The 22,221-nt window shown below is 63.3% G+C and carries 18 protein-coding genes; 10 read left to right on the top strand and 8 right to left on the bottom strand.

What is annotated here, in order from left to right; all coding sequences use genetic code 11:
* Positions 1-18 precede the first annotated feature (18 nt).
* Complete coding sequence (locus tag AC07XM_RS08125) at positions 19-756, top strand: GntR family transcriptional regulator (RefSeq protein WP_070086450.1); 738 nt, start codon at positions 19-21, stop codon at positions 754-756.
* A 49-nt stretch (positions 757-805) separates the two neighbouring features.
* Here AC07XM_RS08125 and AC07XM_RS08120 read toward each other — a convergent pair whose 3' ends face one another.
* Positions 806-3,886 (bottom strand): MexW/MexI family multidrug efflux RND transporter permease subunit, encoded by a 3,081-nt coding sequence (locus AC07XM_RS08120; protein WP_102689355.1) that lies wholly within the window; start codon positions 3,884-3,886, stop codon positions 806-808.
* A complete protein-coding gene (locus tag AC07XM_RS08115; RefSeq protein WP_096425789.1) occupies positions 3,883-4,980 on the bottom strand; it encodes an efflux RND transporter periplasmic adaptor subunit in 1,098 nt (365 codons plus the stop codon). The genes AC07XM_RS08120 and AC07XM_RS08115 overlap by 4 nt, the downstream gene beginning before the upstream one ends.
* 84 nt (positions 4,981-5,064) lie before the next feature.
* Here AC07XM_RS08115 and soxR point away from each other — a divergent pair, with 84 nt between their 5' ends.
* Positions 5,065-5,520 (top strand): redox-sensitive transcriptional activator SoxR, encoded by a 456-nt coding sequence (soxR, locus tag AC07XM_RS08110; protein WP_023049466.1) that lies wholly within the window; start codon positions 5,065-5,067, stop codon positions 5,518-5,520.
* Positions 5,521-5,666: 146 nt separating this feature from the next.
* Complete coding sequence (locus AC07XM_RS08105) at positions 5,667-5,915, top strand: CsbD family protein (protein ID WP_016485569.1); 249 nt, start codon at positions 5,667-5,669, stop codon at positions 5,913-5,915.
* A 52-nt stretch (positions 5,916-5,967) separates the two neighbouring features.
* Here the strand turns inward: AC07XM_RS08105 and AC07XM_RS08100 are convergent, their stop codons facing one another.
* The 4 genes from AC07XM_RS08100 to AC07XM_RS08085 form a co-directional block, all read right to left on the bottom strand.
* The gene (locus AC07XM_RS08100) at positions 5,968-7,221 is read right to left on the bottom strand and encodes an OprD family porin (protein WP_016485568.1); all 1,254 of its coding nucleotides are present in this window, start codon (positions 7,219-7,221) and stop codon (positions 5,968-5,970) included.
* Positions 7,222-7,288: 67 nt separating this feature from the next.
* On the bottom strand, positions 7,289-8,593 hold the full coding sequence (locus AC07XM_RS08095) for a CitMHS family transporter (protein WP_016485567.1): 1,305 nt from the start codon (positions 8,591-8,593) through the stop codon (positions 7,289-7,291).
* Between the two features lie 113 nt (positions 8,594-8,706).
* Positions 8,707-10,014 (bottom strand): dicarboxylate/amino acid:cation symporter, encoded by a 1,308-nt coding sequence (locus tag AC07XM_RS08090; protein ID WP_102689354.1) that lies wholly within the window; start codon positions 10,012-10,014, stop codon positions 8,707-8,709.
* A 72-nt stretch (positions 10,015-10,086) separates the two neighbouring features.
* Positions 10,087-11,166, bottom strand: coding sequence for a 4-oxalomesaconate tautomerase (locus AC07XM_RS08085; protein ID WP_016485565.1), 1,080 nt, complete (start codon positions 11,164-11,166; stop codon positions 10,087-10,089).
* A 147-nt stretch (positions 11,167-11,313) separates the two neighbouring features.
* On the opposite strand from AC07XM_RS08085, the gene AC07XM_RS08080 reads away from it, so the two are divergent.
* On the top strand, positions 11,314-12,207 hold the full coding sequence (locus AC07XM_RS08080; protein ID WP_016485564.1) for a LysR family transcriptional regulator: 894 nt from the start codon (positions 11,314-11,316) through the stop codon (positions 12,205-12,207).
* A 25-nt stretch (positions 12,208-12,232) separates the two neighbouring features.
* On the opposite strand, the gene AC07XM_RS08075 is transcribed toward AC07XM_RS08080, so the two are convergent.
* Complete coding sequence (locus AC07XM_RS08075) at positions 12,233-12,529, bottom strand: DUF3144 domain-containing protein (protein WP_016485563.1); 297 nt, start codon at positions 12,527-12,529, stop codon at positions 12,233-12,235.
* A 386-nt stretch (positions 12,530-12,915) separates the two neighbouring features.
* Between AC07XM_RS08075 and mtlD the strand changes: the two genes are divergently transcribed.
* The 5 genes from mtlD (at position 12,916) to AC07XM_RS08050 (ending at position 19,604) form a co-directional block, all read left to right on the top strand.
* Entirely contained in the window at positions 12,916-15,060 is a 2,145-nt protein-coding gene (mtlD, locus tag AC07XM_RS08070; protein WP_023049009.1) for a bifunctional mannitol-1-phosphate dehydrogenase/phosphatase, read from the top strand.
* A gap of 284 nt (positions 15,061-15,344) precedes the next feature.
* Positions 15,345-16,127, top strand: coding sequence for an aldolase (locus AC07XM_RS08065; RefSeq protein WP_102689352.1), 783 nt, complete (start codon positions 15,345-15,347; stop codon positions 16,125-16,127).
* 44 nt (positions 16,128-16,171) lie between these two features.
* The gene (locus tag AC07XM_RS08060) at positions 16,172-17,059 is read left to right on the top strand and encodes a dihydrodipicolinate synthase family protein (protein ID WP_016485559.1); all 888 of its coding nucleotides are present in this window, start codon (positions 16,172-16,174) and stop codon (positions 17,057-17,059) included.
* 69 nt (positions 17,060-17,128) lie between these two features.
* Positions 17,129-18,343 carry a benzoate/H(+) symporter BenE family transporter gene (locus tag AC07XM_RS08055; protein WP_023049012.1) on the top strand — a complete coding sequence of 405 codons (1,215 nt, stop codon included), beginning with the start codon at positions 17,129-17,131 and terminating at the stop codon, positions 18,341-18,343.
* Positions 18,344-18,401: 58 nt separating this feature from the next.
* The gene (locus AC07XM_RS08050) at positions 18,402-19,604 is read left to right on the top strand and encodes an MFS transporter (RefSeq protein WP_016485557.1); all 1,203 of its coding nucleotides are present in this window, start codon (positions 18,402-18,404) and stop codon (positions 19,602-19,604) included.
* Between the two features lie 114 nt (positions 19,605-19,718).
* Here the strand turns inward: AC07XM_RS08050 and AC07XM_RS08045 are convergent, their stop codons facing one another.
* Positions 19,719-21,026, bottom strand: coding sequence for a T6SS phospholipase effector Tle1-like catalytic domain-containing protein (locus tag AC07XM_RS08045; protein ID WP_096425783.1), 1,308 nt, complete (start codon positions 21,024-21,026; stop codon positions 19,719-19,721).
* Between the two features lie 231 nt (positions 21,027-21,257).
* Here AC07XM_RS08045 and AC07XM_RS08040 point away from each other — a divergent pair, with 231 nt between their 5' ends.
* Positions 21,258-22,217: an AAA family ATPase gene (locus AC07XM_RS08040; protein WP_016485555.1), complete on the top strand. Its 960-nt coding sequence runs from the start codon at positions 21,258-21,260 to the stop codon at positions 22,215-22,217.
* Positions 22,218-22,221 lie beyond the last annotated feature (4 nt).

Genomic DNA, 22,221 nt, shown 5'->3' with positions numbered 1-22,221 from the left:
ACGAGACAGACCAGAGGTATGAACCCGACGCGCTACTCCACCGTGGCAAAGGACTTGATGGATGGCATCGCCAACGGCCGCTACCCGGTGGGCAGCCTGCTGCCGACCGAGTTCGAGCTGTGCGACCTTTACGATGTGAGCCGGCACACGGTGCGCGCCGCGATCAACCAGCTGCTCGACCAGGGGCTGGTGTCGCGGCGCAAGCGCGTAGGCACCCGGGTAGAGGCCAGCAGCCCGCGCGGCGGCTATTCGCAGTCGCTGGCCAGCGTGGCCGACCTGGCCCACCTGGCCGAAACCCAGCAGCGGGAAATCCAGGACGTGCGCCATTTCGTCGCCGACCTGAGCGAGGCGGCGCGGCTGGGGCTGGTACCGGGGGAGCACTACTTTTGCGTGTCCAGCATTCGCGTCGACCGCCTGCACAATGCCGCACCGCTGTGCTGGATCGATGTGTACGCACAGCGCGACTATGCCGAGGTCATCGAGCGGGCCCGCGAGCACCCCGACCAGCTGATTGCAGGGCTGATCGAGCAGCACGTTGGCCGGTCAATCGCGGTGGTCGACCAGCAGGTACGGGCAGTGTTGCTGACGGCAGAGCTGGCCAAAGCACTGAAGGCCGAGGCGGGTTCACCGGGGCTGAAAATCATCCGCCAGTACCGCGAGGAAAACGGTGATTTGATGGCGGTTTCCGAAACCGTGCACCCGGATGACCGCTTCACCCTGGTGACCCAGATGCGCCGGGTTCGCTCACCGTCCTGATCGTGCAACCGGGGCCGCTATGCGGCCCCGATATTCCTGTTCCCTCACTTCACATGCCCAACACCCGATCGGCCTCCAGCAACTGCTGCCCCCGCACCGTGGTCACCCGGTGATCGCGCGCCAGCCAGGCATAGAGGGTCGGCAGCACGAACAAGGTAAACAAGGTGCCCACCAGCATCCCGCACACAATCACCACCCCCAGCCCGAAGCGGCTGTTGGCCCCGGCGCCGCTGGCAAACAGCAGCGGCAGCACGCCAAAGGTCATCGCTGCGGTGGTCATCAGCACCGGCCGCAAACGTATCTGCGCGGCACGGACAATGGCGGCAGCACGGTCGAGGTTGTCGCGCACCTGGATCTCGTTGGCGAACTCCACCATCAGGATACCGTGCTTGCTGATCAGGCCGATCAGCGTCACCAGGCCAATCTGCGTGTAAATGTTCAGCGTGGCCCAGCCCAGCGCCAGCGGCAGCAGCGCACCGCAGATCGACAGCGGCACAGTCACCAGGATGATCAGTGGGTCAACCAGGCTTTCGTACTGCGCCGCCAGCACCAGGTAGATCACCACCAGGGCAGCAAGAAACGCCCACATCAAGGCAAAGCCTTCCTGCACATACTGGCGCGATTCCGATTGCCAGTCGTGGCTGAAGCCCGGTGGCAACTCGGCGGTGAGCTGTTCGAGAAAGGCCACGGCATTGCCCATCGACACACCCGGGGCCGGGATTGCCTGCAGGGTACTGGCGTTCTGCTGGTCGAACTGCAACAGGCGGTTGGGCGCCACTTCGAGATCCAGGTGCACCACCGTGGCCAGCGGCACCAGGCTGCCCTCTTCGGCGCGCACATACTGGCGGTTCAGCGCCGCAGGCGTCAGGCGCTGGTCCTGGATACTCTGCGGGATCACATCATAGGAGCGCCCGAACAGGGCAAAGCGGTTGAGGTATTGCTCGCCCACCAGCACCCCCAGCGACTCGCCAATGGCCTGCATGCTGATGCCCAGGCTGGCCGCCTTGGCCCGGTCGACACGCACCTTGACCACCGGGTTGTTGTAGTCGAGGTCGCTGTCCACCACGGCAAACAGGCCGCTGTCGCGGGCGCGTTGCTTGAGCACTTCCATGGTCTGGTACAGCTCGGGGTAATCCTGGGCGCTGCGCAGCACCATCTGCACCGGCAGGCCACCACTGGAGCCCGGCAGCGAAGCGACCTGGAAGGCGAAGATGCTGCTGCCTTCGATATCCGCCACGGCCTGCTGCAGCTGTGCCTGCACCTGTGCCGCGGACCGCTCGCGCGCCTGCCAGGCGCTGAGGTTGATGCACCCGAAACTGGCGGCCGGGCCGTCGGTGCCGTTGATGATCCAGGTGTCGGTGGTTTCGGCGATGGACTTCATCACCTGGTCGAGCTTCAGCGCAAAGCGTTCCGCATATTCGAGGCTGGCATGCTGCGGCGACTTGATGGCGGTCAGCACCGCGGCCTGATCCTCGGGTGGCGCCAGCTCGCGTTGGGGCAGCAGGTAAAGCCAGGGCAGGCTCAGGCACACCAGCAGCGCCACACCAGCGCTGATCCAGCGATGCGCCAGGGAGTAGGCCAGCACTTGTCCATAGGCCCCGGTCAAAGCAGCAAACAACCGATCGGCCATGTTGGCCATCGCGCCATGCTGCTGCCCGGGTTGCAACAGCAACGAGCTCATCACCGGCGACAAGGTCAGCGCCACAATGCCGGACACGATCACCGCCCCCGCCAAGGTCAGGGCGAATTCGCGGAACAGCGTGCCGGTCAGCCCGCCCATCAGCCCGATCGGCGCATACACCGCCGCCAAGGTCAGGGTCATGGCAATGACCGGCCCGGCGATTTCCCGCGCCCCGGCCAATGCCGCAGCAACCGGCGACTTGCCCTCTTCGATATGCCGGTGCACGTTCTCCACCACCACGATGGCATCGTCCACCACCAGACCGATGGCCAGCACCATCGCCAGCAAGGTCAGCAGATTGAGACTGAAGCCGAACATCAGCATCAGGCCCGCGGCACCGAGCATCGACAGCGGAATGGCCACCACCGCGATCAGCACACTGCGCAACGAACCCAGGCACAACCAGATCACCAGCACCACGATCAGCATCGCCTCCACCAGGGTGCGCAACACCTCATGGATCGAAGCATCGATGAAGCGCGCAGTCTCATAGGCCAGCGCCACCTTCACCCCAGGCGGCAGGGTCTGCTGGATTTGCGGCAGCAGCTGGCGAATGCCCTCGACAATCACCAGCGGGTTGCCGGCCGGCGTGGGGAACAGCCCCAGGTGCACGGCAGGCTTGCCGTCCATGGTAGCGCTGGTCTGGGTGGCCGCCGCACTGAGCTCGACGGTGCCGACATCGCGCAGGCGCACCAGGTCGGTACCATGGTTGCGGATGATCAGCTCACGGAAGTCCTCGACCCGGGTCAGGTCGGTGTCCACCTGGATATCGGCCAGCACGTACTGCCCACGCACCTGGCCCGGCGTCGCTTGGTAGTTGTTGGCCCGCACCGCCTGCGCCACGTCCGCTGCCGTCACCCCGCGCCCGGCCATCTGCTCGCTGTCCAGCCACAGGCGCATGGCCAGGCGTTGCCCACCGAACGACTGCACCTTGGCCACGCCGTCGATGCCTGAGAACTGCGGCTCCACCACCCGCGACAGGTAATCGCTCAGCTCCGGGATCGACACGCTGGAGCTGGAAAAACCCACATAGGCCACGGCGGTGGAGTCGCCTGCCGACAGCTCCACCACCGGGTCGTACGCCTTTTCCGGCAGGCGATAGCGCACCTGGTTGACCTTGGCCATGGTCTCGGCCAGCGCCTGGGTCGAGTCGCGGTTGAGCACCATGCGCAAGGTGATCAGGCTGCGCCCCTGCTGCGACGACGAGGACAGGTAGTCGATGCCCTCGACCGACGACACCGCCTGGGTAATCGGCTGGGTCACGAAGCCCTGCATCAGCTCGGCAGAAGCGCCGGGGTACTCGGTGCTGATGGTAATGGTCGAGCTTGCCAGCAACGGGTACTGACGGATCGGCAACTTGCCCATGGCAAACAGCCCCATCAGGATGATCAGGCTGCTGACCACCAGCGCCAGCACCGGGCGGCGCACGAAGAGATCGGTAAATTTCACCGCTGCCGGCCTCCGAGGTTGGCCTGCAAGCTGTCCTGCGCCACCGGCTCGACCGACATGCCGTCGCTCAGCTTCAACTGGCCAGACACCACCACCCGGTCACCGGGCGCCAGGCCGGAGGTAACCTCCACCCGCCCCTGCCAGCGCTCACCCGTGGTTACCCGCACCCTGCTGACCCGGGTACCATGCGCCGCGTCCTGAGTGGCAACGAATACTGTCTGGCCATAGGCGGCGTAGGTGATCGCGGTTTCCGGCACCGCCAATACAGTCGACGGCTGCACAGCATCCAGGCGCACGCCAGCGTACATGCCCGGCTGTAACTGCCCGTCCGGGTTCGGCAAGGCTGCCTGCACCTGCACCAGGCGCGCCTTGCTGACCACCGGATCGACCGCCACCACCCGGGCCTGGAAGCCTTGCCCGCGTACGGCGTCCAGCGTCAGCGCCAGCACTTGCCCGACGTGCACTTCGGGGGCGGCCTGCTCGCCCACGGCAAAATTCACATGCAACTGGCTGATGTCGGCCAGGCTGACGATGGCCTCGCCGGCGTCCAGGTATTGGCCCTGATGCACCCGCCGAATGCCCAGCTTGCCGGTAAACGGTGCGCGAATGGCCTTCTGCGCGATCAGCGCTTCGACATGCTGCAGCTCCCCGCTGGCCACGTCCACGGCGGTGGCGGCGTTGTCCAGCAACTCTTGCGACACGGCATTCATCGCCCGCAGCTTGCGGCTGCGCTGCAGCACCACGTTAGCGTTACGCAATTTCGCCCGCAACTGCACCCGCTGGGCCTGCTCCGGCGCGTCGTTCAACTGCACCAGCAACTGCCCGGCGGTTACCGCCTGCCCCGACTCGAAGGCAATGCGGGTAATGCGCCCCGCCGTCTCGGCCGCTACCTGCACCTGGTTGACCGCCTCCAGCTCCCCCGAAGCAAAGTGCTGCCGCGCCAGTGGCACCTGCTCGGCCGTGGCCAGCGCCACCTTGGTCGCCGGCCACGCCGCCGCGGCGGGTGGCGCCGAACCGCTACCCACTAACGCATAGCAAGCAGCCAGCACACCGGCTACAGCGCCAGCCCAGGCCAGTAACGTCCGTTTGTTCATGCACAGCTCCGATCACAGGGAAAGCGGTTGCGGGGAAGATCGGGCAGGACTATAAGAGCTCAACTTAACTTGAGGTCAACAGGCATGGCAGCGGACAACACGCGGATGCTCACAGTGGGTGAAGTGGCCAGGCGCAGCGGCGTGGCGGTGTCTGCGCTGCACTTCTACGAGACCAAGGGGCTGATCGCCAGCGTGCGCACGGCTGGCAACCAGCGCCGCTTTCCCTCACTGGTGCTGCGTACACTGGCGATCATCAAGGTGGCGCAGCGCACGGGTATTCCGCTGGAGGAAATCAGGCAGGCGTTCAGCCGCTATGCGCCCAACAGCAAGCTTACGGCGGCGCAATGGGGTGAGATGTCCACCGCCTGGCGCGAAGACCTGAACGCCCGCATCCGCACGCTGGAGGCGCTGCGCGACAGCCTCGACAACTGCATTGGTTGCGGTTGCCTGTCGCTGGAAGACTGCCCGCTGCGCAACCCCGAGGATGTGCTGGGCAAGGAAGGTACCGGGGCACGGATTCTGGAGAAGAAGGCCCGCTAACCTCGCGCTCTCGAGCCATGTGCAACCCTTCGCAACAGCGCGTGGCCTGCAGGTGGCAAGCAGTTGCTTGGAACCATTGCGGTCCTTCACCGCCCTAACCCTGTGCTGTTAACCCAAAGCCGATCACAGGAAGGAACAAAGCCATCATGAAACGTGAACAGATCGAAGGTGTTGCAGAGAACCTCGCAGGCAAGGCACAAAGCGCTGTAGGCCGTCTGGTCGAAGACCCGGCGCTGGAAGCCGAAGGCGATGCGCGTCAGGCCGCAGGCCAGGTGACCAAGACCTACGGCGACACCCTGGATACGGTGTCTTCGTTCGTCAAGGAAAAGCCCTTCGCCGCACTGGCCATCACCGCCGCCGTCACACTGGTGGTTTCTCGCCTGCTGCGCCGCTGAACCACGGCGCCTCAGGCGGCTCAGGGCCGGAGATATCGTCCGGCCTGTGCCATCACCAGATGGCAATATCGTAGGTCAGGTACAGGCGATTGCTGTCTCGGCCGCGGGCGAAATCTGATCGATACACATAGTTTCGCAGCTTCACGCCCAGCCCTTTCAGCGGTCCGCCCTGCACCACGTAGGCAATCTCGGCGTCACGCTCCCACTCCTTGATGCCCTCGCCAGCTGAACGGCCATTGTCCCCACTCAGGTACCGCGTCATGAAGGTCAGCCCCGGCACCCCGGCCGCAGCGAAGTTGTAGGCGTAGCTGGCCATCCAGGTTTTCTCTTCCTCCTCGATGAATTTGCCGATGCCGACGTTGCTGAACGAATACACGGTCGCACCGCTGATGTACGGCAAGCCGGCTTCGCCATCGAGCACCTGGTAACCGGCACCCACAGAATGACCGGAATGCGCGTACGCCACCTGGCCGCTGAACATGTGGTTGTCGATGCCGCCGCCGTAGGCCGCCCCGCTGTCGCGGCTTTTGAAGTAGCGCAGGTCGGTGGTCAGTACCCCGCCGGCCAACGGCAGGTCATGGACCAGCCCGGCAAAATCCTGGCGATAGAAGTTTGCCAGCTGGCCATGGTAGACACTCAGGCGCAGTTGTTTGGTCACTGCATAATCGGCACCTGCAAAGCTGAAGTCACCCGATTTGCCGCCCCCATATCCGTCCAGATAGATACCGGTGCTGTCTGACGAGTCACGCTGCTTGAAGCGGTCGAGGTGCCCGGCCGTCAGGGTCAGCCCGTCGATATCCGTGCTGGTCAGCTGAGTGCCCTGGTAGGTCTGCGGCAGCAGCCGCGCATCGTTGTAAACCAGCACCGGTGTCTTTGGCAGCAAGGTGCCGTACCTGACCACGGTCTGGCCCAGGCGTGCCTTGGCCGTGGCCCCGGCACTGGCAAGCTCCTGCGCTGCGCGGCCATCGTCGTGCACCGGCAACAAACCCGTGCCGCTGCGCCCACGACCGGAATCGAGGCGCAAGCCTAGCAGCCCCAGTGCATCGAGCCCCACGCCCACCGTACCTTGGGTAAAGCCAGACTGGTAGTCGAGCAGAAAACCTTGAGCCCACTCCACCCGTTCGCTTTTGGCGGTGGCGGCCGCGCGGGCGCTCATACCGTGCTCGTCACGGAAATTCTCGTTGAAATACACATTGCGCAACTGCAGCTTGAGCTTGCTGTCGTCGACAAAACCGGAAGCGCCGGCAACAGGCAGCCAGCCGCAAAGCAGGCCACAGGTGGCCCCACGGAACACAGCTCGGGACATGATCGGTACTCTATTGTTGTTTTCTGAGTGAGCGGGAGCCCGGGCGCCTGGCAACGCCCAGTAATGCTTAGACGAAGAAGGACAAGGCGCCCGTGAGCAGCGCCAGCGCTGTGATCACCAACGAGGTGAGCACGGCCCATTTCACGGTGGCTTTCTGGAAGTCACCGATATCGCGGTCGACCATGCCCACCAGCAACAACGTGGAAGCCACCAGCGGGCTCATGAGGTGCACAGGCTGGCCTAGCACCGAAGCGCGGGCAATTTCCACCGGGTCGATGCCGTACGCGGCCGCGGCGTTTGCCAGGATCGGCACAACGCCGAAGTAGTACGCGTCGTTGGACAGCACAAAGGTAAGCGGCATGCTGGTCAGCGCCACCACCAGCGGGAACCAGTGGCTCCAGGCTTCCGGAATCCAGTCCACCAGGGTCTGGGCCAACGCATCGACCATCTTGGTACCCGAGAAAATACCGGCGAATATGCCTGCGGCGAACACCAGCAGCACCACGGTCATGGCGTTGCCCGAATGGGCGAGGATGCGCTCTTTCTGCAGGTCCAGCTGCGGGTAGTTGATCATCAGTGCGGCGACAAAACCGATCATGAACAGGATGGCCGCGTGCATCAGCCCCAGCACCAGCGCGGTCATCACGGCGATCACCAGCACCAGGTTCACATAGGCAAGGCGCGGGCGCTTGTGCGGGCTGTCCCCGAGGATTTCCTTGATGTAGCAGTTACCCCCTCCCGACTCCAGCGCAATATTGCCGATACGCCGGCGCTCGGTGCGACCAAGCAGGTAAGCGGTGAACACCACCCACAATGCGCCGCCGATGACGGTGGGCAACATCGGAATGAAGTATTCGGTCGCATCCAGACCGAGCGCGGCAATGGCGCGGGTGGCGGGGCCGCCCCAAGGGCTCATGCCGCTCATGATGCTCAACGACAGCATCGACACGGTGGCCAGGATCATCGGGTTCATGCCGATCCGCTTGTACAGCGGCAACATGGCGGCGCAGGTAATCATGTAGGTCGTGGTGCCGTCACCGTCCAGCGCCACCAGCAGCGACAGCAAGGCCGTGCCGATGGCGATCTTGACCGGGTCGCCGTTTACCCGTTTGAGGATCTTGCGGATCAGCGGGTCGAACAGGCCAGCGTCGATCATCAAGCCGAAGAACAAGATGGCAAACAACAGCAGCGCGGCAGACGGTGCGACCATTTTCAGCCCATCGAGCATCATCTTGCCCAGGTCTGGCGCGAAGCCGCCAACCAGGGCGAAAACAATCGGAACGACGGTCAGTGCAACGATCGGGGACAGGCGTTTACTCATGATCAGGTAGGTGAAAGTCACCACCATGATCAGGCCCAAGAGTGCGAGCATGGTTTGTTCTCTTGTTTTTATTGTCTATGTGGCCACCTGCAGCGCAGACGGCCCCCTACCCCACCCGGCAGCGCCTGGTGGGGGCCTTGTCAAAAGGGTGAAGGAGTGGGTGTTCAGCCGTGGCGGCGCGGTTCGGCGACCCAGTCGGCGGATTCAACCACGGGGGTGGCCACCGGCTCGCCGTTCAGGCGGCTGTGAAGCGTCTGGCGGTCACAGGCATTTTCCGATAGCGAAACCACCACCGTAGCCACTGCGTTGCTGGCAAGACTCGTCAGCGCACGGGCTTCCGACATGAAGCGATCGACGCCGATCAGCAGGGCCAGGCCGGCCAGGGGAATGTCATGGATAACGGTAAGGGTCGAGGCCAAGGCCACAAAACCGCTGCCGGTGACACCTGCCGCGCCCTTGGAAGACAACAGCATGATCGCCAGCATGGTCACCACCTGGCCCAGGCTCAGGTCGATGTTGCAGGCTTGTGCGATGAACACGGCTGCCAACGACAGGTAGATGGCAGTACCGTCAAGGTTGAAAGAATAGCCGGTGGGCAGCACCAGGCCGACCACGCCTTTCTTGCATCCAAGCTTCTCGAGCTTTTCAAGCATGCGCGGCAGCACAGGTTCGGTGGACGAGGTGCCAAGCACCACCAGGAACTCCTCACGGAAATAGCGCAGCAGCTTCCACAGGCTGAAGCCATGGGCCCGGCAGATGCCACCGAGCACCACCAGAACGAAGAACGCACAGGCGATATACAACGTCCCCACCAGCTTGGCCAGCGAGCCGAGGGAGGTAATGCCGTACTGGCCTACGGTGAATGCCAGTGCGCCGAAAGCGCCGATCGGGGCAAAGCGCATCAGGTAACCGAAGATGCGGAACACCATGGTCGACGCCGATTCCAGCACATCCAGTACCGGCTTGCCCTTTTCGCCCATCGACGACAGCGCGAAACCGCTGAGCACGGCGATGAACAGCACCGGCAAGACCTCTCCCTTGTTGAAGGCACCGACGAAGGTGTCCGGGATGATGTGCATGAAGAAGTCCACCACGCTCAGCTTGGCGGCCGAGGCGGTGTACTGGCTCAGGCCTGCAGTACTGAGGGTGGCAGGGTCGATGTTCATGCCACTCCCCGGCTTGAACAGGTAGACCGCCGCCAGTCCGATCACCAGGCTGACCACCGTCAGGCCCAGGAACAACAGCAGGGTCTTGCTCATCAGCCGCCCCAGCGAGCGCTTGTCGGTCATGCCGGCGATGCCGGTGACGATGGTGCAGAACACCACCGGCGCAATCATCATCTTGATCAGCTTGATGAACGCATCACCCAGCGGCTTGAGGGCCACGGCCTGTTGCGCCCAGAAGTGGCCGACCACCACGCCCAGCAGGACGGCGCAGAGGATCTGGAAGTACAGCGATTTGGCGAGTTTCATGGGGCATCACCATTGTTGAAATTGTGCGGATGCGCTTGCTACGAATGTGCGGGGCTTGATCGACGCCTGGTGCTACCCGGCCAACCTGCGGAATGTAGGGGCGTAGACGAAGCCTGAGAAGAGCCGCCGGGCGGTTCGTACGACCGAGGCCTGGATCGTCTGGCCATCGGCACCGCTGCGCGTCAGGGCGATATCGATGCCGCCACTGGGGTGCTCGAGTCGGACCTCGGTCAGCTGCTGCGCGCCTTCGCCCAGCAGGTCGGCAATCACCGTGCCGGGGCTGACGCAGGCAGTCGCCAGCCCCACTGCGCCAGTGATAGCCAAGGCGCGATGGCAGTTGTGCGGCATGAAATAGCGAACCTGCAGCGTGCCGTCGTAGCGAGGCCTGGATACCAGCACTGGTTTGGGAATGACCATGCCACTGACGTCGCCCAGGCCCATGGCCTTGCCGGCCTTCAACCGCAATGCTTCAAGGCGTTGCAACAGTTCGCTGTTGGCGTCCAGCTGGGCCGGGGTTTCCGAGCCGGTGACACCCAGCTGGCTGGCCTCTACCACCATCATCGGCATGGCCATGTCGATGCAGGTCACCGGGACACCATCGATCAAATCCTTGGCCTGACCGGTGGGGAACAGCTTGCCGGTCTTGCTGCCGACTGCATCAAGGAAAGTCAGGTGCACCGGGGCCGCCGTGCCTGGTACGCCGTCGATTGCGGTTCGGCCTTCGTAGCGCACGATGCCGCCTGGGGTTTCTACCAGCGAATTGACGAAGGTACCGGTGTTCAGGTTGCGAATACGGACCAGGGTCTTGCCTTCCTTGCCTTTGACCAACCCCTGTTCGATGGCGAACGGGCCAACGGCACACAGCATGTTGCCGCAGTTGGGAGCAGTATCGACCCGCCGCTGTGCAACCATCACCTGCACGAACAGGTAGTCGACGTCGGCGTCGGCGTGCAAAGACGGGCTGATGATCGCCACCTTGCTGGTCTGCGGGCTGCCGCCACCGATGCCGTCGATTTCCAGCTCATGGCCAGAGCCCATCAGGTTGATCAGCAACTCGTCGCGCTCGACCACATTGGCAGGCAGGTCCCAAGCGTGGAAGAACGGCCCTTTGGAGGTACCACCGCGCATGAGTACGCAAGGAATTCGTTGCATGATTTCGCACTCTTGTTGATCAATGGACATCATTGATGCTGTGAGCAAAAGAGTGACAGGCATGGATAAATCAATCCAATGCAAATATCGTAGCCATTATTGCGATTCAAACATTAATCAAGCACGGCGACAGTAGCGGGTTTTCTTATGGAATATGAGCTGCAAGACATCAGATCTTTCGTGAAAATCGCCGAACTCGGCAGCTTCCACGAGGCCGCCGAAGCGCTTCACCTGTCCCAACCAGCGCTAAGCCGGCGGATCAAGAAGCTCGAGGAAGGCCTGGGCACCTCGCTGCTGGAACGCACCACTCGCCGGGTCAGCCTGACCAGCGTGGGCCGCGACTTCCTGCCCAAGGCCAGGCGCCTGCTGGATGATTTTGAAGACTCGATCCTCAGCATTCGCGAGCTGGCCGAGCGCCAGACCGGCCAGGTTACCCTCGCCTGCATTCCCACCGCAGCGTTCTACTTCCTGCCGTCGGTGATCCGCGATTACAACGAGCAGTACCCTAAAATCCGCATTCGCCTGCTGGACCTTAGCGCCAACGACGGGCTCGAAGCAGTGCTGCGCGGCGAGGCCGACTTCGGCATCAACATGATGAGCGGCCAGCACCCGGACATCGAGTTTGTCTCACTGGTGCAAGAGCATTTTGTACTGGCGTGCAGGCGCGACCACCCACTGGCAGAACGCGCATCCGTTACCTGGACAGAGCTGGCTGATTACCGCCTGATCGGCGTCGGCCGCCTGAGTGGCAACCGCATGCTGCTGGACCATGCGTTGTCCGGGCTCAACCTGCGGCCCAAATGGTTCTACGAAGTGCAGCACCTGTCGACGTCGCTGGGCATGGTCGAGGCCGGGCTGGGCGTGTCGGCCATGCCCAGCCTGGCCATGCCCAACGCTGATCACCCGACGCTGGTGAGCGTGCCGTTGATCGAGCCGCAGGTCACACGCACCCTGGGGCTGGTGTACCGGCGCGGTGCGTCATTGTCGCCTGCGGCGGAGAAGTTCGTTTCGATCCTGCTGCAGCAGTGGCCCAACCGTTGAGTCGCGGCTGCGCAGGCAGGTGAGGTCAGGCGTCCTTGCCCAGCACAATGCGGTCGAAATGCTCGATGTGCTCATCCAGATTATCTTCGAGCATCATCCGGTACTGCTCGCAGAAGTACTTCAGAATCTCCTCCCGGGCTGCCGCAAGTTCCGCGCCCGACTTGAAGCTGCGGGCGCTCATCCAGGCGCTGAAACGCGTGGCGCCAAAGGTCAGCGAGGCACTTACCTTGCCCAGGTCTTCGAATTTTTCAATCTGCTGGTTGGCCAGGTCGATGTGCGCATCGGCGCGGTCATAAAAGGCCTGATCGGTAGCTTGGGTCATTGCGCTTCACCTTGTAACGGAAGCCCAAGCCTTGCATGGCGGCGCGCATACGTGCAAGGCTGAAAAAGGATGACCCATGACGAAAAAGGAAGCAAAGCACCTTATGCTTGGAATCACACGTATCCATCGCTACTTGCGCCCACTGCCTGCAAAACCGACTGCAGCCAGTGGGCGTGACCTCAAGGCCAAACCAGTTGCCCGCCTCGCCTCAAAGGTTACAAACCTGCTCTGCACGCCCCGCTCCGCCCCGCCTTACCTCTGCGTCACCCCTGAGCGCCCCCCTGTCGACCGTGTGCCCCCTACCTGACTGCCATCGCTGCAGCTCACACACCGTATTCGCCTGTTACAGGCGGGATGTATGACGCAACAACAAGGGGCAATACCCAATGCTTTTCTTTCACGGTAAACGCATTTTCAGCGCCATCTTCGATATGGATGGCACCCTCTTCGACACCGAACGCTTGCGCTTCAAGACACTGAAGCAAGCCTCTGTGGAAATCTTCGGCAAAGCGCTGAGCGAGGACACATTGATCGGCTCGCTGGGTTTGAGCGCGACCAAGGCCGAAGCCTTGGCCAAGGCGCATAACGGTGAAAACTTCCCGTACGCCGAGATTCGCAAACGCGCGGATGAACTTGAGCTCGAATATGTGCGCAATCACGGCGTACCCATCAAGGCCGGCCTGCTGGAGGTACTCGAACGCCTGCGCAAGTCGGGGTTGACCATGGCAGTGGCCACCTCCAGCCGCCGTGCCATTGCCGAGGAATACCTGATCAATGCCAATGTGCTGAAGTATTTCGACATCACTGTCTGTGGCGATGAAGTCAGCCAGGGCAAACCCCACCCCGAGATTTTCCTGAAAGCCGCCCGCGCGCTCAATTGCGAACCCGATCAGTGCTTCATGGTCGAGGATTCAGAGAACGGCATGCTGTCGGCCATCCGCGCCGAAGGCCAGGCGATCCTGATCGAAGACATCAAGCCGCCCGCTGCCCAGATCAAGGCAGGCGCACTCAAAGCCTACCGCAGCATGCATGAGTTTCTCGCCGACCTGAGCGAGTGCGTACCTGACTTGGGCATGCCAGCATTGAGCGAGCCGTTCCCGGCTTCGTTGAACCAGTTCAGCGTGGGCATTCATGGCTTCGGCGCCATCGGCGGTGGGTACCTGACACAGGTATTTTCCCATTGGGACGGCTACACCCGGCCCCGTGAAATCATCGCCGCGACCCGCTCGCGCATGCTGCGCGAAAGCGTCAATGCCTTCGGCCGTTACAGCGTGCGCTACGGGGCCACTTCGTTCGACCAGACCATCGACAATGTACGCATGATCGACCTGGACGATGACGACGCCGTGATCGGCATGTACACCACTGCCGAAATTGTCGGCCTGAGCCTGCCCGAGCAGGCCATCCGCAACCAGGCGAAGGTGATCGCCAAGGGGCTGCTGCAACGTTTCGAACGACGTGGCCGTGAGCTGACGCTGCTGATCGTGCTGAACAAGGTAGGCGGCGCCGCGTTCGTGCGCCGCCATGTGCAAGCGGAGCTGGCATTGCTGTGCCCGCCGGCCATTGGCGAGCAAGTGCTGGAAAAGACCCATTTCGCCGAAACGGTGGTCAGCCGCATCGTCTCCAAGCTCAGCAATGACGCACTGGTGCGGCAACTGCGCATCAAGTCGCAGATGTTCCAGAACAGCCTGGAAGACGAACCGGCAGTCGCCACAAAGGCATCCACGCCAGTGCCTGAGTACGAACGACTGATCGGGCGCTTCAGGCCTTTCGCCCAGCCGAGCAGCGCGATGAGCCAGTTGCACCTGATCCTGTTCAACAGCGAACCCGACATGCCGCTGTATGTAGAGCACGGCAGCGAGCTGCTCGAGCGCCTGCGCCAGGTGAAGACGGTGCCTGACATCACCCAGATCCAGGTCATCAAGAACCGCCTGTGGAACGGCCCACATGCCGTTGTTGCCTGGTACGCAAGCCTGCTGGGCCATGATTCGGTGGGCCAGGGTATGGGCGACGCGCGTGTCAGCGAACTGGCCGAACGCCTGATTCGCCAGGAAGTCGGGCCCGCACTGGTGGCGGAGTACCCACACATGGCCGAAGTGGTCAGCCGTTTTGCCGATACGTTCCTTGAGCGCTGTGCAACCTCGTTCAAAGACCCTTGTGCCCGGGTGGGGCGCGACCCGTTGCGCAAGCTTCAGCGTAACGAACGGATCCTCAGCAGCATCGACCTTGCACGCAAACACGGTATCGAAACCCCGGCACTGACGTTTGGCGCGGCCTTGGCCATTCACCATGCGTTGCGCTGCGAAGACAGCAAGGACCAGGAAGCCCAGGCGATCAGACAGGTTTATCGGGAAAACGACGCCAGCGTTGAGGCCGTGCTTACCCGTGACGGTGACTGTAATGGCAAGCGTTTTCCAGGATTGCACCCGATCAGGGATGAGCAGCTGATCACCGCCATTTCAGAGGCGTTTCGACAGTACCCGCAAAGGGATATGGCAACCAGGCGGGACGACCTTTGCATAGGCGCATGAGGTACTGCATAAGCCTGCAACCCGCGCAGTGAATGGCACGGGCTTCGCCCGTGTTCGCGGGACAAGCCCGCTCCCACAGGGACCGCGCTAGATTCTAGACATTGAGCAAGACAGTGGCTCCCACCTTGATCGCGCTAGCTTTCAGAGGGTTGCCAGCCAGCCCCCCCTTTTGAATGACACAATGCTTGCGCATGACACAAAGTGTCATTAAGATCGCCATGTGTCCTGGCGACGCCATCACGACGAACAGCCAGCGCCCGCCCTTTCCCATGCAGGTACCGCCCATGACGACCACCATGCACATCCCCAAGGACCAGTTGGTCAAGCTGGCCCAGCAGCAGATGCTGACGGCCCTGGCCGACAACACCTACACCCCCCGACAAAAGCTTGCCCTCACCTGCCGCATCCTGTTCGATGGCGGCCACGACTCCGGCCTGGCCGGGCAGATCACCGCTCGTGCGCAGGAACCTGGCACCTATTACACCCAGCAACTGGGCCTGGGCTTCGACGAAATCGCTGCCTCCAACCTGCTGGTGGTGGACGAAGACCTCACCGTGCTGCAAGGCCGCGGCATGGCCAACCCGGCCAATCGCTTCCATAGCTGGCTGTACCGGGCCCGCCCCGACGTCAACTGCATCATCCACACCCACCCGCTGCACAGCGCCGCCCTGTCGATGCTTGAGGTGCCGTTGGCCATCTCGCACATGGATCTTTGCCCGCTGTTCGACGACTGCGCATTCCTCAAGGAATGGCCAGGCGTACCGGTGGGCAACGAGGAAGGTGAAATCATCGCGAAGGCGATTGGCGACAAGCGTGCAATCCTGCTCTCCCACCACGGCCTGCTGATTGCCGGTGGCTCGATCGAGGAAGCCTGCGTGCTCGCCCTGCTGTTCGAGCGCGCAGCAAAGATGCAATTGCTGGCCATGGGCGCCGGTGACATCCGCCCCATCCCTGAGGCACTGGGCAAAGAAGCCCACGACTGGATCTCCACCCCCAAACGTCATGGCGCCGCGTTCAGCTACTACGCACGCCGTGCCTTGCGTGCCCATGGCGACTGCCTGGGCTGATCGAAGCTGTACTCTTTCCTCAACAACGGCAAAGGTGCCTGGTCATGTCTACACCTGTAATTCGCGGCGTTATCGGCTACACCATCACTCCCTTCACGGCTGAGGGCACGCTCGACCTTGATGCCCTGGGCACGTCCATCGACAGCCTGATCGCAGACGGCGTGCACGCCATCGCACCGCTGGGCAGCACCGGCGAAGGGGCCTACCTGTCCGACAGCGAATGGGAAACCGTGGTGCGCTTCAGCCAGGCACGCATCGCCGGCCGCGTACCCAGCGTGGTCAGCGTATCCGACCTGACAACCGCCCGTACCGTGCAGCGTGCCCGCCTCGCCCAGGCCTGCGGTGCCACAGCAGTGATGGTGCTGCCCATTTCCTACTGGAAGCTCACCGAAGCCGAAGTGGTTGCCCACTACAAGGCCGTCGGCGCGGCCATCGACATTCCGATCATGCTCTACAACAACCCGGGCACCAGCGGCACCGACCTGTCGGTGGAGCTGATCCTGCGCATCCTCGGCGAAGTGCCCAATGTGACCATGGTCAAGGAAAGCACCGGTGACATTCAGCGCATGCACCGCCTGTTCAAGGCCACCGACGGCCGGGTGGCCTTCTATAACGGTTGCAACCCGCTCACCCTGGAAGCCCTGGTGGCTGGCGCCACGGGCTGGTGCACCGCCGCACCCAACCTGATACCAGCCCTGAACCTGGCGCTGTGGGACGCCGTGCAGCAAGGCGACCTGGCCCAAGCGCGCGCGCTGTTCTACCGCCAGTTCGAGCTGCTGGAATACATCACCCGCCGTGGCCTGCCCACCACCATCAAGGCCGGCCTGAAAATGCTCGGCCAGGATGTCGGCGCGCCGCGCCTTCCCCTGCAGCCGCTGGATGCGCAAGGCAGCAACTACCTGAAAAGCCTGCTGACCGAACTGGCCAACTGACCTTGAAACCTGCCCGGCGGCACCTCGCAGCCGGGCCCCTGCTGCACCCGACCTTCACCAGAGGCAACCATGGACGCGCCTGCACAAAGCTCTTCAACCCCGTTTCGGCCTACAGACCTCCTTCACCCCGTGATAGCCGGGCTCGTTTCGGTCATCGTCAACTATGGCGGCACCTTCATCCTGGTGTTCCAGGCGGCCAAGGTGGCCGGGCTGAGTCCAGAGCTGACGTCATCATGGGTCTGGGCCGTGTCGATCGGCGTCGGCCTCAGCGGCCTGTTGCTGTCCTGGTACAGCCGCGAGCCGATAATCACGGCATGGTCCACGCCAGCCGCAGCATTCCTGGTCACCGCCCTGGCCAGCGTGCCCTACAGCGAAGCCATCGGTGCCTACCTGCTGTCGGCCGCGGGCTTCGTGGTGCTGGGGCTGAGCGGGTGCTTCGAGCGCCTGGTGCGGGTGGTCCCTGGCGGCATTGCCGCCGGGCTGCTGGCGGGCATCCTGCTGCAGTTCGGTATCGGCGCCTTTGCCAGCCTGTCGCTCGACCCCGTCCTGGCCGGGCTGCTGATTGCGGCCTATGTGGCATTCAAACGCTTCACCGCCCGTTATGCCGTGGTTGGCATTCTGCTCCTGGGCCTGGGCTACCTGCTGCTGCAGGGGCAAGCAGGCTTGACGGCATTGCAGCTGGAATTCGCCTCCCCAGTGTTCACCGCGCCCACCTTCACCCTCAACGCCGCCCTCAGCGTGGCCCTGCCATTGTTCCTGATCACACTCACCGGCCAGTACATGCCAGGCATGCTGGTGCTGCGCAACGACGGTTTCAAGACCAGCGCCAACCCGATCGTCGCGGTCACGGGCCTGGGCTCATTGCTGATGGCGCCATTCGGTTCCCACGCCTTCAACATCGCCGCTATCACGGCGGCCATCTGCACCGGCAAGGAAGCCCATGAAGACCCGGGCAAGCGCTGGGTGGCGGGGATTGCTGCCGGTGTCTGCTACATCGGCGTGGGGGTGTTCGGGGTCACCCTGGCCAGTGTGTTCATGGCGCTGCCAGGTACCTTTATCACGACTCTGGCCGGCCTTGCCCTGCTGGGCACCATCGGTGCCAGCCTGGCCGGCGCAATGGCGGATGCCAGCTCGCGCGAAGCGTCACTGATCACCTTCCTGGCGGCGGCGGCCAACATCAGCCTGTTCGGCATTGGCGGGGCCTTCTGGGGGCTGGTCATTGGCCTGCTGGCGTATGCCGTGCTGAACGGGCGCCTGCCACGCGCCAGCCGTTCATCCCGATAGACAGCTTACAACCAACCTACCCTGCGCCCTGTATCCACGCCGTTCGACAGGTATCGACATGCCCCAAGCTGGCCCCAAGCTTCTTACCCAAATTGCTGCCGTGCACTTTGTCAGCCATGTGCACATCATGCTGATCCCGGCATTGCTGCCCGTCCTCCCCGGCCTGCTGGGTGTGGGGTTCGTCGAGCTTGGCGTGGCCCTGGCGGTGTTCAACATCGTCTCTGCCTTGGTGCAGGCACCGCTGGGCTTTGCCGTCGACCACTACGGTGCGCGCAAGGTGCTCAAGGCCGGGTTGCTGCTGGGCAGTCTCAGTTTCCTGATGCTGGCGGTCAGCCCCGGCTATGCGGTATTGCTGGTAGCGATGGCCTTGGCCGGGCTGGCCAATGGCGTCTACCACCCTGCCGACTACGCGTTGCTGGTCAACGGCATTGAGGCAGGCCGCCTGGGGCGATCGTTCTCGATCCATACGTTCGCCGGTTTCCTCGGTTCGGCGGTAACGCCAGCGGTATTTCTCGGCATCGCCGCCGTGTTGGGTACCCAGGCCGCCCTGGCAGCAGGTGCGGTGGTAGGTATTGCCGCGCTGCTGCTGATCTCTGTGCCACGCAGCGGCATTTATCAGGTTTGCGGGCATGGCAACAAAAGTGACGCTGGCCTTGGTGCTGCGCCTGGCCGCGTGCGCTTGCTCACGCCGATGATCGGTGTGTTGACGGTGTTGTTCATCCTGCTGAACCTGAGCACCAGTGCCATCGAGAAGTTCTCCGTGGCCGCCCTGGTCCAGGGCCAAGGCCTGACCCTGGCCTGGGCCAACACGGCGCTCACAGCGTTTCTACTCAGCAGTGCAGTGGGCGTTTTGTGCGGCGGAGCCCTGGCTGACCGCACCCGCCGCCATGGCCTGGTGGCGGCCATGGCCTTTGCCCTGGCGGCGGCGCTGACGACGCTGGTGGCGCTGGGGCTGGTGCGGGACTGGGCATTGGTAGCGGTACTGGGGGCCATCGGCTTGCTGACCGGGGTCATCGCGCCGTCGCGGGACATGCTGGTCAAGGCGGCGGCACCCCGTGGTGCCGAGGGTAAAACCTTCGGGCTGGTCTCGACCGGCTTCAACATCGGCGGCGCTCTCGGGCCCATTGCATTCGGCTGGATGCTCGATCAGCGCCTGCCCGAAGGCATCTTCATCGCTTCGGTGGTGTTCATGCTGCTGACCGTGCTGCTGACCCTGGCGCAGGAGGCATATTTAGCCAGTAAGCGTCGCCAGCTGGCTTAGACCCTAGGGCTGCTTTGCAGCCCTTTCGCCGGCAAGCCAGCTCCCACAGGACTCCACACCTCTTGAGTGCGGCGCGATCCGTGTGGAAGCCGGCTTGCCGGCGATGAGGCCGGTTCAGGTTGATAAAGCTACCGGGTTCGGATGCACCACCCGACCGCCTGCCGCTGGCCGGTTGATGAACAACATATCCAGCACACTGTTGCGCAACCCCTTCAGCGCATTCCAGTTCGCCGAGGTGTGCACATACCTGTCACGCAACAACCGCTGCTCATCCCCGGTCAGGCCAGGCTGTTCACATTCGCCCAGGGCAAACGCATGCAACTTGCGGCTGATCTCCAGCAAATCAGCCGGCACCCCATGCTCAGCCTGCCCACCCAACGGCTCAAACGGCACCCCCGCACGCACCGCCAGCTCACGCATGACACTCAGGTACACCCGCGAAAGCTGCCCCGCCACCTCCCGCTCCCGGTACACCGCCGCATACACCTGCTTTTGCGCCTCCTCTGGCCGCCCACCGGCAATCGCTTCTTCCCAGGTAATCACCCGCGCGCCCAAGCCGCCAAATGCCGACGCCAACAACGCACTTACCTTGGCATATGCGCGGGTCTGTTCAGCGCAGACGCGCCGCATCACACGCTGTGACTGCGGTTTGCACAGCAGTACCCGCTCCTGCGTACTGCTCGGGTAACCACCACCAATATTCGAATGCACACCCGGCAACACGATGTCGTGACCGCTGCTCACCAATGGGAAGTTGTGCCGCTGCTCATCCCCCGCCACCAGTTGCACCACATGACGGGCAATGCCGCTACCCAGGCCCAGCCGCAAGCCGCCATGGCGGTCGTCGGCAGGGTCGAAATCGCCCTGCAACGGCGCAATGATCGCAGCCACGGTGTCGAACAGGCCGATGAAATTGATCGTGATACTGCACGGTACTGCCAGCAGCCTGGCGCCGTCGTCGTGCAGCAGATTTGCCAGATGACGCACTGCCGCCGCACCGCGGCTGAAGCCGAACAGGTCGAACTCGACCTGCGCCAGCATGGCCTGCGGATGCGCCCGGCGCCAGTCGCGCAGTTGCCCGGCAAGCCCCGCCAAGGCTTCGGTAACCCGCGCTTGCGCCCCCGTGTGGCCACGCCCGGTGGCCGAGGCATAGGTGCCATCCGCCTCACCGGCTCGGGTACCCACCCCCTCCACATAACATTTCAGAAACGCCATGGCCCCGCCCGTATCGGCCGCCTGCGCCGGGTACAGCGCATGCAACAGGGCCACATTGCTCAAGGCGTTGGCATAACTGGCGCCTTTGTCGCCGTTCGCATCCGCCGATATCGCATTGTGCTGGTTGTTACCCGTGCCGTCGAAAAACACGCCGAACCTCAAAGTGAGCGGCGCAGCGGCTTCATTACTGCAGCTGTTCAGTTCCATCGTTGTGCTCCTGCTTGCGTCAGAAGCACAAGCAGGCGCCAGGACCCCGCCGCAGAACATCGGCCTTTGGCCAGCCACTTGCAGGACATTTCTGTATATACAAGGCCCAGGGCTGGATAAATTTCCCAGCCGCCATTGGTCGCCACCCCCCCGGATGGATTAAAGTATCACCCCTTGCCAGGGCAGCTGCCTTCAGCCCCGCCTGCGGCCCCATACCAGGAACCGTCACTGATGGAACACCGTGAAGCGCTGACCGCGCTGCGCACCTTTCTTTCTACCCAGATCCTAGGCCAGGAGAAACTGGTCGAACGGCTGTTGATCGTGCTGCTGGCCGACGGCCACATGCTGGTCGAAGGTGCCCCGGGCCTGGCCAAGACCAAGGCCATCAAAGAACTGGCCGAAGGCATCGAGGCGCAGTTCCATCGCATCCAGTTCACCCCAGACCTGCTCCCGGCCGACATCACCGGTACCGAAATCTACCGCCCGGAAACCGGCAGCTTCGTGTTCCAGCAGGGGCCGATCTTCCACAACCTGGTACTGGCCGACGAAATCAACCGCGCCCCGGCCAAGGTGCAGTCGGCACTGCTCGAAGCCATGGCGGAGCGCCAGGTCAGCGTGGGCCGCAGCACCTACGACCTGTCGCCGCTGTTCCTGGTCATGGCCACGCAGAACCCGATCGAGCAGGAAGGTACCTACCCCCTGCCCGAAGCCCAGCTCGACCGCTTCCTGATGCACGTTAAAATCGGTTTCCCGGACGCAGCCGTGGAGCGGCGCATCCTGGCGCAAGCCCGTGGCGAAGCGCTGGGCGGCGAAACCAAGCCCGAGCGCCGGGTCAGCCAGCAGGCCATCTTTGCCGCGCGCAAGGAAATCCTCGGCCTGTACATGGCCGACGCGGTGGAGGAATACCTGGTGCAACTGGTGATGGCCACCCGCACCCCGGCCAAGTTCGACACCGAGCTGGCCGACTGGATCGCCTACGGCGCCAGCCCACGCGGCTCCATCTCGCTGGACCGCTGCGCGCGTGCCCACGCCTGGCTGGCCGGGCGGGACTTCGTCAGCCCCGAAGACATCCAGGCCGTGCTGTTCGACGTGCTGCGCCACCGCATCATCCTGTCGTTCGAGGCCGAGGCGGCGGGGATCGACCAGGACCGTGTGGTCCAGCGCATCCTCGACGTCGTCGCCGTTGCCTGACCCA

The sequence above is a fragment of the Pseudomonas sp. GW460-LB5 genome (genome assembly GCF_059423245.1).
The sequence above is the reverse complement of the archived record's forward strand: the minus strand, read 5'-3'. Positions and strand labels throughout refer to the sequence as shown.